Annotated in this window: 11 protein-coding genes; 8 read left to right on the top strand and 3 right to left on the bottom strand. The window is 70.0% G+C overall.

Annotation, left to right across the window (positions count from 1 at the left end; translation table 11 throughout):
* Positions 1-22 precede the first annotated feature (22 nt).
* The 5 genes from AA23TX_RS07025 to AA23TX_RS07005 are packed head-to-tail and all read left to right on the top strand — an operon-like array spanning position 23 to position 4889.
* Positions 23-832, top strand: a complete 810-nt coding sequence (locus AA23TX_RS07025) for an ABC transporter ATP-binding protein (RefSeq protein ID WP_155541753.1) — start codon at positions 23-25, stop codon at positions 830-832.
* On the top strand, positions 829-1602 hold the full coding sequence (locus AA23TX_RS07020; protein ID WP_196425208.1) for an ABC transporter ATP-binding protein: 774 nt from the start codon (positions 829-831) through the stop codon (positions 1600-1602). The genes AA23TX_RS07025 and AA23TX_RS07020 overlap by 4 nt, the downstream gene beginning before the upstream one ends.
* Entirely contained in the window at positions 1599-2477 is an 879-nt protein-coding gene (locus tag AA23TX_RS07015; protein ID WP_155541751.1) for a branched-chain amino acid ABC transporter permease, read from the top strand. Before AA23TX_RS07020 ends, AA23TX_RS07015 begins: the two co-directional genes overlap by 4 nt.
* The gene (locus AA23TX_RS07010; protein ID WP_230862383.1) at positions 2470-3642 is read left to right on the top strand and encodes a branched-chain amino acid ABC transporter permease; all 1173 of its coding nucleotides are present in this window, start codon (positions 2470-2472) and stop codon (positions 3640-3642) included. Before AA23TX_RS07015 ends, AA23TX_RS07010 begins: the two co-directional genes overlap by 8 nt.
* Positions 3639-4889: an ABC transporter substrate-binding protein gene (locus AA23TX_RS07005; RefSeq protein ID WP_155541750.1), complete on the top strand. Its 1251-nt coding sequence runs from the start codon at positions 3639-3641 to the stop codon at positions 4887-4889. The genes AA23TX_RS07010 and AA23TX_RS07005 overlap by 4 nt, the downstream gene beginning before the upstream one ends.
* Here AA23TX_RS07005 and AA23TX_RS07000 read toward each other — a convergent pair.
* Positions 4831-5904 carry a Glu/Leu/Phe/Val dehydrogenase dimerization domain-containing protein gene (locus AA23TX_RS07000; RefSeq protein WP_155541749.1) on the bottom strand — a complete coding sequence of 358 codons (1074 nt, stop codon included), beginning with the start codon at positions 5902-5904 and terminating at the stop codon, positions 4831-4833. The two genes, AA23TX_RS07005 and AA23TX_RS07000, sit on opposite strands and share 59 nt — an antisense overlap.
* 77 nt (positions 5905-5981) lie before the next feature.
* Here AA23TX_RS07000 and AA23TX_RS06995 point away from each other — a divergent pair, with 77 nt between their 5' ends.
* The 3 genes from AA23TX_RS06995 to AA23TX_RS06985 all read left to right on the top strand — a co-directional run bounded on the left by AA23TX_RS06995 (position 5982) and on the right by AA23TX_RS06985 (position 7436).
* Positions 5982-6446: an Lrp/AsnC family transcriptional regulator gene (locus AA23TX_RS06995; RefSeq protein WP_155544304.1), complete on the top strand. Its 465-nt coding sequence runs from the start codon at positions 5982-5984 to the stop codon at positions 6444-6446.
* A 122-nt stretch (positions 6447-6568) separates the two neighbouring features.
* Positions 6569-6826, top strand: a complete 258-nt coding sequence (locus AA23TX_RS06990) for a hypothetical protein (RefSeq protein ID WP_196425207.1) — start codon at positions 6569-6571, stop codon at positions 6824-6826.
* A 40-nt stretch (positions 6827-6866) separates the two neighbouring features.
* On the top strand, positions 6867-7436 hold the full coding sequence (locus tag AA23TX_RS06985) for a GNAT family N-acetyltransferase (RefSeq protein ID WP_155541748.1): 570 nt from the start codon (positions 6867-6869) through the stop codon (positions 7434-7436).
* Positions 7437-7478: 42 nt separating this feature from the next.
* On the opposite strand, the gene AA23TX_RS06980 is transcribed toward AA23TX_RS06985, so the two are convergent.
* Positions 7479-10190 (bottom strand): GH92 family glycosyl hydrolase, encoded by a 2712-nt coding sequence (locus AA23TX_RS06980; RefSeq protein WP_155541747.1) that lies wholly within the window; start codon positions 10188-10190, stop codon positions 7479-7481.
* A 216-nt stretch (positions 10191-10406) separates the two neighbouring features.
* Positions 10407-11039 (bottom strand): YigZ family protein, encoded by a 633-nt coding sequence (locus AA23TX_RS06975; RefSeq protein ID WP_155541746.1) that lies wholly within the window; start codon positions 11037-11039, stop codon positions 10407-10409.
* Positions 11040-11541 lie beyond the last annotated feature (502 nt).

Raw genomic sequence — 11541 nt, 5'->3', positions numbered from 1 at the left:
TCTTGCGCCCAGGAGTGAGTCCGTGCTGACCGTGCGTGGCCTTCGGGTGCGGTACGGCCGGTCGACGGCCGCCCTGCACGGGGTCGACCTCGACGTCTCCGCCGACGGCGTCCTCGCCGTGCTCGGCAGCAACGGTGCCGGGAAGTCGACCCTGCTCAGAGCCGTCTCCGGCACCCTCCGCATGCACCGCGGCGCGATCGAGGACGGCGAGATCCGCTACGACGGCCACGTGCTCGGCAAGCTCGACCCGGCCCGGATCGTCGGGCTCGGCGTCGTCGGCGTGCCGGAAGGACGGCAGATCTTCGCGCGGATGACCGTCGAGGAGAACCTGCGCGCCGGCGGCATCGGGGCGCGCGGCGCGGCCGAACGGGACGCCGCCCGCGAGCGCGTCGACGAGCTGTTCCCCGTGCTCCGGGAGCGCGCCAAGCAGCGCGCCGGGCTGCTGTCCGGCGGTGAGCAGCAGATGCTGGCGATCGGCCGGGCGCTCATGTCCGCGCCGAAGCTGCTGCTGCTCGACGAGCCGTCGCTGGGGCTGGCGCCGAAGGTCGTCCAGCAGATCGCCCGGACCATCCGCGAGATCCACTCCCGCGGCACCGCCGTGGTGCTGGTCGAGCAGAACGCCGTGATGGCGCTCGGCGTCGCCGACCACGCCGTCGTGCTGGAGGTCGGCCGGGTGGCGCTGGCCGGGACGGCCGCCGAGCTGGCCGCCAGCCAGGACGTCCGGCGGCTCTACCTCGGCGGGCACGCCGAATCGCAGGAAGCCGCCGACGCCGAAGCGGAGACCGCGCGCGAACGCCTGGCCGGCCGGACTTTGTCGAGGTGGGCCGGATGACGCCGCCGGAACTGCGAGTCGAAGGCGTTTCCCTGCGGTTCGGCGGGATCCGCGCCCTCGACGAAGTGAGCTTCACCGTCACCCCCGGCTCGCTGCACGCGCTGATCGGGCCGAACGGCGCCGGGAAGTCCAGCTGCTTCAACGTGATCAGCGGCCTCTACCGGTCCGACGCCGGCCGCGTGCGGCTCGGCGACACCGACCTCACCGGGCTCGCGCCGCACAAGCTCGCCGGGCTCGGCGTCGGCCGGTCGTTCCAGAACGCCGCGCTGTCGCCCGGCTCGACGGTGCTGGACAACGTGCTGCTCAGCCGCCACGCGCTGACCCGAGGCGGCTTCCTCGAGGTCGGGCTGCGGCTGCCGTGGACGGTCCGCTCCGAACGCCGCCACGCCGAACGCGCGCGGGAGATCTGCGCGTACCTCGGCCTCGAGGCGGTCGTCGACGCCCCGGTCGGCGCGCTGCCCTACGGCGTCGTCAAGCGGGTCGACCTGGCCCGCGCGCTGGCCGTCGAGCCGGTGCTGCTCCTGCTCGACGAGCCCGCGGCCGGGATGAACGCGGCGGAGACCGCGGAGCTGGCCGGCACGATCACCGGGATCCGCGCCGAGCTGGGCATCTCGATCCTGCTCGTCGAGCACGACATGAGCCTGGTGATGGGCATCGCCGACCGGGTCACGGTGCTCGACTTCGGCCGCCGGATCGCCGACGGCACCCCGGCGCAGGTCCAGTCGGACCCCGACGTCATCAAGGCCTACCTCGGCACGGAGGCGGCGTGAACACGTTCCTGCAGCTCACGGTGAACGGCCTCGGCAAGGGCGCGGTGTTCGCGCTGCTCGCGCTGGGGTTCGTCATCATCTTCAAGGCCACCGAGGTGGTCAACTTCGCGCACGGCTCGCTGGTGCTCTTCGGCGGCTACCTCGTCGTGGTGACGCGGGACGCGCTCGGCTGGGTGGGCGCGTCGCTGGTCGGCATCGTCTCGGCCGGGCTGCTCGGCCTGGTCTTGGAGCGGTTGCTGCTCTCGCGCTCCCGCCACGCCGACGCGAACAGCCTGGCCCTGCTCACCATCGGCGTCGACGTGATCGTCACCGAGGAGATCGTGCGCCGGCTCGGCGTCACGCTGCCCTTCCTCGGCGACGCCTGGGACGCGAAGCCGTTCCAGGTCGGCGGGATCACGCTGTTCCGCACGCACCTGGTCGCGCTCGGCGTGGCCGCGGTGCTGATCACGGCGTTCTGGCTGGCCTTCAAGTACTCGAACTGGGGCGTGGCCATGCGGGCGCAGGCGGAGAACCGCGAAGCCGCCGCGCTGATGGGCATCCGCAGCTCGCGCGTCACCGCGACCGCGTGGCTGGTCGCCGGGCTGCTGGCCGGGGTGGCCGTGCTGTTCATCGCGACGCAGGACTTCTCCGGCGCCGGCCTTTCCCGCGGGACGCACTCGATCGCGCTGGCCGCCTTCCCGGCGGCGATCCTCGGCGGCCTCGACTCGACGGCGGGCGCGGTGGTCGGCGGCTTGGTCGTGGGCATCGTGGAAGCGCTGTCCGCGCAGTACGTGTCGTTCGACTTCTCGAAGAGCGCGGTGTTCCTGGTGATGCTGGTGGTCCTGGTGGTGCGGCCCTCGGGGCTGTTCGGCACGAGGGAGCGAACCCGTGTCTGACAGTGCCGTGTCCGAAGTGGACAGCCCGCCCGCCGCCGAAGCCGCGGCGCCGCCGCGCCGCGATCTCGCGAAGCTGGTGCGCCGGGCCGCGTGGCTCGTGGTGCTGGTCGTCCTGCTCGCCCTGCCGCTCTACCTCGACGCGGCCTGGCTCAAGGCCGGCCAGTACATGATGATCGGCGGGGTCGGCGCGATCGGGCTGACGCTGGTGGTCGGGCAGGCCGGGCAGCTTTCCCTGGCCCACGCGTTCTTCCTGCTCGCCGGCGGCACGGCGTACACCGTCCTTTCCGGACCGACCGGTGACGACCGCGTCGTCGGCTTCGGCCTGGACCCCGGCCTGTCCCTCGTCGGCGCGGTCGTCGTCTCCGCGCTGCTGGGCCTGGCCTTCGCGCCGGTGGCCGGGCGGCTGCGCGGGATCTACCTCGGCGTCGCCTCCCTGGCCCTGGTCTTCCTCGGCCTCTACTTCGGGCAGTCGGCGGAAGAGCTCACCGGCGGGACGTCGACCGGACGCGCACCGGCGCCGTTCTCGCTGTTCGGCTTCCCCTTCACCAACGACGGCCCCGAAATCACCGTGCTCGGCGTCCCGATCCGGCAGGCCGAGCGCATGTGGTACCTCTTCCTGCTGCTCACCGTCCTGGCTTTCGTGGTCGCCCGCGGCGCCGTCCGGGGGCGGCCCGGCCGGTCGTGGCGGGCGGTGCGCGACAACGAGGCCGCGGCCGCGGTGATGGGCGTCAGCGTGCTGCGCGCCAAGGCGGGCGCGTTCGCCGTCTCTTCGGCCTACGGCGGTCTCGCCGGCGCGATGACCGTGCTGTGGTTCGACATCCTCAAGCCGGACGAGAGCGAGTTCGGCACCTACGGCATCAACGTGTCCATCGCCTACCTCGCGATGGTCATCATCGGCGGGCTCGGCTCGGTCCCCGGCGCGCTGGTCGGCGCGCTGATCGTCAACGGGCTGCCGCAGGTGCTCTCCCTGTACTCCGCCGACCTGGGCTGGTTCGCCGGCACCGGCGACGGCGCGCTGACCCCGATCCTGGTCAGCTCGTTCGTCTACGGCGCCGCGATCATCGTCGTCGTCCTGTTCGAGCCGGGCGGGCTCGCCGCGATCGGCCGCCGGCTCACGCAGCGACGTTTTCGCCGTCAATCCGGTCAACCCGCGGAGGAACCATGAAACGCACACACCTGGCGGCGGCGCTGGCGGCCGTCCTCGTCCTCTCGGCGTGCAGCACGAAAGCGGGCGACGCGGGCTCGTCGGGCCCGGACAGCTCGGGCGTCAAGACCGGCAAGGGGGTGACGGCGACCGAGGTGACGCTCGGCGTGATGACCGACAAGTCCGGCGTCTTCAAGAACCTCGGCCTCGGGGTCACGCAGGGCAACGAGCTGTGGGCCAAGGACTTCAACGCCGCCGGCGGCGTCTGCGGCCGCCAGGTGAAGCTCGAAGAGGTCGACCACGGCTACAAGGCCGACACGGCGAAGACGCTGTACCCGCAGATCGAGCCGAAGGTGCTCGGGTTCGTGCAGCTGCTCGGCTCGCCGGTGGTGGCCGCGCTGAAGCAGAACCTGGCGTCCGACAAGGCCGTCGCCGCGCCCGCGTCGTGGTCGTCGGAGCTGCTGGACAACCCGTACGTGATGATCGTCGGCACCACCTACGACGTGGAGATGATCGACGGCCTGGCGTACCTGCAGGAGCAGGGGATGCTCAAGGACGGCGACACGATCGGGCACGTCTACATCGACGGCGAGTACGGCAAGAACGGCCTGCGCGGTTCGCAGTTCTACGCGAAGAAGCACAACCTGACGGTCAAGCAAGTCAAGATCACCTCGACCGACAGCGACCTCACGAACGTCGTCACCGGGCTCAAGGGCGCCGGGGTGAAGCTGATCGCGCTGACCACCACGCCCGCCCAGACCGGCTCGGCGGTCGCGGCGAACAAGGCGCTCGGGCTGAACGTGCCGGTGCTGGGCAACAACCCGACGTTCGACCCGGTGCTGCTGAAGAGCCCGGCGGCGAACGCGCTGGACAAGCTGACGGTGGTCGCCAGCAGCGTGCCGTTCTCGGCCGACCTGCCGAAGGCGAAGGACGTCGCGGCGAAGTACAAGGCCGCGTACAAGGAGACGCCGAACGGCGGTGTCCCCTACGGCTACGCGGTCGGCGAGGTGTGGGGCGCGGTGCTGAAGAAGGCATGCGACAACAAGGACCTCACCCGCGACGGCATCGCCGCGGCGCTGAAGCAGACGACGTCGGCGAACACCGACGACCTGGTCGCGGCGCTCGACTTCTCCAAGCCGGGGACGCCGGCGACGCGCCAGGTCTACGCCGCGACGCCGGACGCCTCCGCCGAGGGCGGCGTCCGGTACGTCAAGCCGCTGTTCGAGGCGCCGGAGGCCAAGGAGTACGTGGCTCCGCACCAGAAGTGAGCCGTCGCGCGGCCAGCGCGGCCGCCGCGCGCAGCGGGGTGGTCGCGTTGGCCTTCGCGGCGTTCAGGAGGTCGGTGACGGTCTTCCCGATCGTCTCGACGCGGGCGAGCGCGGCCTCGTGGTCCAGGCCCTCCGCTTCCCGCGAGAGCGTGTACAGGATCCCGCCGGCGCTCGCGACGTAGTCCGGGACCCACAGGACGCCGTGGGCGGCCAGGTCGTCCGCGACGGCGTCCTCGGTGAGCTGGTTGTTGGCCGGGCCGACGACCAACGGGGTGTCGAGCCGGGCCACCGTCTCGGGGCTCAGCACCCCGCCGACCGCCGCCGGGACGACGACATCGGCGGTCAGGGTGAGCGCCTTCTCGGGCTCGACCCAGGTCAGCCCGCCGCTTTCGGCGTCGGCGCGCTTCGCCGGGTCGATGTCGGAGACGACGACGTCGGCACCGCTCGCGTGCAGGCTCGCCGCGAGGTGGGCACCCACGGAGCCGTAGCCGCTGATCACCACCCGGCGGCCCGTCATGTCGGCGGAGCCGAACACCGCGGTGGCGGCGGCCCGGAGGGCGGCCAGCACGCCGACGGCGGTCGGGCCGCTGGAGGAGCCGGTGCCGCCCGCGGACTCGGGCACGCAGAACGCGAACGCCGAGACCTCGCGCAGCACGAGCATGTCGGCCGGGCCGGTGCCGACGTCCGGGCCGGCCAGGTAGGTGCCGCCGAACTCGGCGACGAGGTCGGCGTGGTCGAGGAGGACGTCCCGGCGTTCCGCCGGCGCGAGGACGCGTCCGGGCTCCAGCGCGATGACGCTCTTGCCACCGCCGAACGCGAGCCCCGCCACGGCGCACTTCGCCGTCATGGCCGCCGAAAGGCGCAGGACGTCGTCGACCGCCTGGGTGAGGCCGTCGTACTGCTTCAGGCGGCAGCCGCCGACGGCCGGGCCGAGGGCGGTCGAATGGATCGCGATCATCGTAGTGACGCCGGAACGACGGCCACGCCGGGCGACGAGCTGTTCATGTGCGGTCATGTCGACCGAAGTTAGAGTGATCGTCGGTGTTGTCGACAAGTCTCCGAACGAAATTCGGTAATGACGAGGAGGTCGCGGTGCTCGACGAACTTGATTCGGCGATCGTCCGGCATTTGCAGGAAGACGCCCGGCAGACCAACCGGGACATCGCCCGGAAGGTCGGCGTCGCGCCCTCGACGTGCCTCGAACGCATCCGGCTCCTGCGGGAGCGCGGCGTCATCCGCGGGTACCACGCCGACATCGACCTGGCGAGCCTCAACCGCGGCGTCCGCGCGCTCGTCGCGGCGCAGGTGCGGCCGCTGAGCCGGGCCGTCATCGACGAGTTCCAGCGCTCGATCTCCGAACTGCCGGAAGTGCTCTCAGTGTACGTAACCGCGGGGAGTGACGATTTCCTGATCGAAGTCACCACGCCGGACATCGACGCGCTGCACGCTTTCCTGGCCGACCGGCTGGCGCTGCGCCGGGAGATCGTCGGCTTCCGGACGTCGATCGTTTTCCGTCACCTGCGGAAGACGACGCTTGAACCACTTCCACCGGGGTAACCCCGGAGAGTGCGACACGCCACCCCTAAGTGTTCCCCTGAAATACCCGGGTTCGCACCCTCAAAGGCGGAAAATGTCGGTGGTGAGCGGTCTAATGAGCACGACGGGAAGGAGGCACCGCCATGACAACGGAACTGAACCACCGTGAGCGGGCCACATTGAGAGCCGTGGCCGGAGGCCGCGCCGAGATCAGCTGCAGCTGCGAGCCCGACCTGTTCATCGACGGCCTGAGCTGCTGCGACCAGTCCACCGTGCACCGGCTCGCCCGGCTCGGCCTGATCGCACCCGCCAGCCCCGGCAAGTGCGGCACCCGCGTTCCCGCGGTGCTGACCGAAGCCGGCTCGCGCGCGCTGGGCGAGGTCTTCGCCGCCGCCGCGTAATCGCATTGCCACGCACTGGGGTCACTGACAGCATTACCCGATGCACGTATTCCTCGAAACCGAGCGGCTGATCTTCCGCCGGTTCACCGAGAACGACGCCGACTCGCTCTTCGCGCTCTACGACGACCCGGCCGTGATGAAGTACCTCAATGGGGGACAGCCGGCGGACCGCACCGAGATCGTCACGCTGGATCTCCCCGCGTTCCTCGGTTACTACGAGCGTTTCCCCGGTTACGGGTTCTGGGCGGCGATCGAGAAGAGCACCGGCGATTTCCTGGGATGGTTCCATTTCCGCCCGCGCCCGCAGGACCCGCCGGACGAGCCGGAGCTGGGGTACCGGCTGCACCGCAACGCCTGGGGCAAGGGCTACGGCACCGAAGGCTCGGCGGCGCTGCTCGCGCAGGGCTTCACGGACCTGGGGGTCCGGCGCGTCACGGCGACCACCATGGTGGTGAACAAAGCGTCGCGCCGGGTCATGGAGAAACTGGGGATGACGGTGGTTCGCACGTACTTCGAGGAGTTCCCGGAGCACGAGCGGGCACCGGGCAGCGAACACGGCGAGATCGAGTACGCGATCACCCGCGAGCAGTGGCTGGCCGGTCGTGAGTGAGAAACCGGGTTAGAACCCTGTTTCTCACTCACGACCGGTGGGTCAGCGGTAGACCTCGAACTCGTAGATCCGGGCCGCGCCGTTGCCGTCGTTGGCCGGGGTGGTGAGGTTCAGCTTCACGTACCGCGCCGACCTCGTCGTGATCGGGCTGTACGTGCGGCTGGCCCGCGAACCGGTCACGGACGCGACCGTCGTCCAGTTCGAGCCGTCGGTCGACGTCTGGATCGTGAAAGCGCCGGTGTTCCAGCCGGTCGTCTCCCCGCCGAGGCCGGCGTGCTTGACGACGAACGACGACACGTTCTGCGCCGACCCGAGGTCCACCTGGAGGAACTTCGTGGCGGCGGTGGAGCAGAACTTGCTGTTGTTCGCCAGGCTGCCGTCGACGGCCTTGTCCGCGGTCTCGGCCGAGTTGCACGTGGCCGAGCCCGTCGCCGCCTTGCCCTGGGCCAGGTTCGTGCCGAGGTCCGGCGCGGTGGCCGGCGGCGTGAACCCGTCGTTGTACGACGGCGGGACGTCGGAGGCGTTCGTGCCCCACGCACTCGGCGACGAGCCCATCGTGTAGTTCAGCGTCGACGCACCCGCGATGTCGCCGTAGCGGATCCACGACTTCGTCGTCGAGACGCCGTTGACGCTGAGGCTCTGCACGTACTGCGCGCCCTGGCCGGCACCACTTCCGTTGATCTGGATCGTCCCGCTCGGGCGGATGATCGAGACCGCCGGGAACAGCGGGCCGTGCAGGGCCAGGACGTCCGCCCCCGGGGTCGCCGGGTACATCCCGAGCGCGGCGAAGACGTACCACGCCGACGTCGCGCCGAGGTCGTCGTTGCCGGGCTCGCCGCCCGCGCCGGTGGTGAACGACTCGTTCATCACGCGCCGCACCGCCGAGCTGGTGCCCTGCGGGTGGGCGGCGTAGTTGTACGCCCACGGCACGCCGTGCTCGGGCTCGTTGCCGATGTAGAAGTACGGCTGGGTCAGGCCGCCGTTGAGCTGGGTGAAGTGGTGGTCCAGCCGTTGGACGGCCGTCTTGGCGCCGCCCATCAGGTTGATCAGGCCCTGGTAGTTGTAGGGCACCATCCACGTGTACTGCGACGGGTTGCCTTCGGTGTAGCCGCTGTTGCTCGACGGCACGACCGGCCACGCCCACGTGCCGTCGCTGCCCCGCGGCTGGATGTAGCCGGAGTCGGTGCCGAACACGTTCTGCCACCACTGGGCGCGCTGCATGTAGGTGGTGTACTTCGTCGTGTCACCGACGGCCTTCGCGAACTGCGCCACCGCGAAGTCCGACGCCGAGTACTCGAGCGAGTCCGACGGGTCCTCGGTGACGTAGTGGCGGCTGACGTACCCGGACTGGCGCCCGCGGATCGCGCCGCCCTGCGCGGTGCCGCCGTTGGAGCTCTTGTCCATCAGCGTCAGCGCGGCCGCGGTGTCGAAGCCGCGGACGCCGAACGCGTACATGCTGCCGACGACGATCGGCCCGGGGTCACCGGTCATCACGAAGTGCTCGTTGTTGTTGTGCGACCACTTGGGCAGCAACCCGCCCTGCTGGCCGTCGAGCACCATGGACTTGGCTATGTCACTCGCTTCCGCCGGGGCGACGAGCCCGATCAGCGCGGCCCACGACCGGTAGATGTCCCAGCCGGAGTAGTTCTGGTAGACGGTGTGCGACGCGGTGTGGATCGCCTGGTCGAACCCGCGGTACTGGCCGTTGGTGTCGCTGGCGATGTTCGGGTTCTGGAACACGTGGTACAGCGCCGTGTAGAACTTCTGCAGGTCCGCCGCCGCGCCGCCGGTCACCTGGACGCGGTTGAGGATCGTGTTCCAACTCGTGTCGGCCGCGGCGCGGATCCCGGCGAAGTCGAACCCGGGGTTCTCGGCGGCGAGGTTCGCCTGCGCGTTGGCCAGGCTGACGAACGAGATGCCGACCTTCGCCTGCACGGTGGTGTTCGACGAGGTGTCGAAGGTGACGTAGCCGCCGGCGTTCGTGCCGCTGGTGCTCGCGGACCCGTTCGAGACCGTGCCGCCGAGCCAGGTGCCGAATCCGCTGGGCGCGCGGTCGAACTGGATGACGTAGAAGATCTGGTAGGTCTTGGACGAGCCGCAGAAGCCGCCGCCCGTCGCCGAGCCGGTGAGCTGGCTGCCGCTGATGCTGATGGATCCGTTGCGGTTGCCGGTCGCGCTGCGGCCGGGGTTGACGAGCAGCCGCGCGGACGTCGTGTTCGGGTAGGTCAGCTTCATGAAGCCGGACCGCTGGGTGGCCGACAGCTCGACGGTCGTGTTGTAGTTGTCGAGCTTGTTCTTGTAGTAGCCGGGCGCGGCCGACTCGTTCGCCTTCGTGTAGCGGCCCGCGTATCCCGTCCAGCCGGTGCCCGGCGACGTGCCGATGGCGCCGGTGATCGGCAGCAGGCCGAGGTCCTCGTTGTTGGGACACCCCGCGCCGTTGAAGTGGGTGAGGCTGAACTCTTCGATGCTGGTGTCGCTGTAGCGGTAGCCGGACGGCGACCCGGTCGGGGTGTCCGGGCTGAACTGCGTCATCCCGAACGGCACGGCCGCGCCGGGGTACGTGCTGCCGCCGGCGCCGCCGGGCACGGGGTTCGGGGAGTTGCTGTTGTCCGTGCCGATGAAGGGATTCACGTACTGCGTAAGGGCGAGCGTCGCGGCGCCGGCGGTTGCGGCGGGCAGTGCGACGAGCCCTCCGGCCGCGATGACCGCGGCGAGCGCGGCCCCGCGCAGCCGTCTGGCGAGTGGTCCGGACATGGAACCTTCCCTCCTTGTCGCACCTTCCGCCGGGCGACAACGTTGTCGGGCAAGCGTTTCTGACAACGTTGTCAGCGTGGAACGAGCCGCGTCGACGACGTTGTGGCGATCGAAGTGGTACCGGAACTCGGTGGGACGACATGGTGCCACGGCGGGACCCTGTCGCGGAAGCACCGAAAGTCCGTTGTGCGCCAACCGGTTCCGCGACCGGACCACTCAGCGCCGGTGGACCACCCAGTGGTCGCCGAGTTCGGTCGCGGTGGCTTCGCCGTTCGTCAGGTTCGCGAGCCAACCTTCGAAAGCCGGGACCTCGTCCGGCGCCAGGCCGATCTCGAAGCGAGCCGACGCGTCGAAGTGAGTCGCGTGGACCAAGTACGAAGACGCTCTCAAGTCGTTCTCCAGCCGGCCCGCGCGGTCGTAACTCACCGCCACCTCCACGAGCCTGAGACGCCGGTGTTCTAGTACACCAACCACTTCCAGTGCGTCCGAAACGGACTGACCGTACGCGCGGATCAAGCCGCCCGCCCCCAGCAGCACTCCCCCGAAGTAGCGCGTCACCACCGCGACGGTGTCCGTGATCGACCGGCGCCGCAGCACCTCCAGCATCGGCGTGCCCGCGGTCCCCGCCGGCTCACCGTCGTCACTGGACCGCCGAGTCCGCCCATCCGGCCCCAAAACGAACGCGTGACAGTGGTGCCGCGCCCCGGGTTCGGCGCGCCGGCGGGCCGCGATGAACTCGCGCGCGGCCTCTTCCGACGTCACCGGAGCCAGCGCGCAGAGGAAGCGGGAGCGCTTGATCTCGATCTCGTGCACCCCGGAACGAGCCACGGAGAGATAACGATCAGTCATCGGCCGAGTCCGTCATGCACTCAGCTTGCCACCCCGCACGGGTGCCGCGACACGTGCCCCAGACCACTTGAGACAGACGTTTCCGCAGGTCAGGGCCGCTATTTTCCGATACTCGGGAGGAACAGCCCGGCATATGGGACTACCCTGGGGCCCGTCAACGTAAGCGTGGCATTTCCCACCCTGGGACAACGACGTATGTCGATAACAGCGAATTCACACTATCGTCATAAGACCCGGCGAACCCGGGAGTAACACCGCGCGCTCGAGCCGACCCCCACCACCGTGGTCTGCCCGTGCGCGCACGCAGGACCGACACGTTCGGCTGCCCAGTGTTGTGCGGCCTCCCAGATGACCCGCGTCCGGTTTCCGGCGTCACTAAATGAGCACTGCGGCGCCCGGCCCGCGCTCGCGGCATCTTGCACTTCAGACAACGCCGACAACAGCAACTGTTCTCGACTGACCATCGCGGTACCGGACCACTTCGTTAACCGGTTCAGCTCGA

Origin of the sequence: Amycolatopsis camponoti (genome assembly GCF_902497555.1) — a bacterium.
GTDB classification, from domain to species: domain Bacteria; phylum Actinomycetota; class Actinomycetes; order Mycobacteriales; family Pseudonocardiaceae; genus Amycolatopsis; species Amycolatopsis camponoti.
Note: the sequence above shows the minus strand (reverse complement) of the source record. Positions and strands in the feature narration are given on the sequence as shown.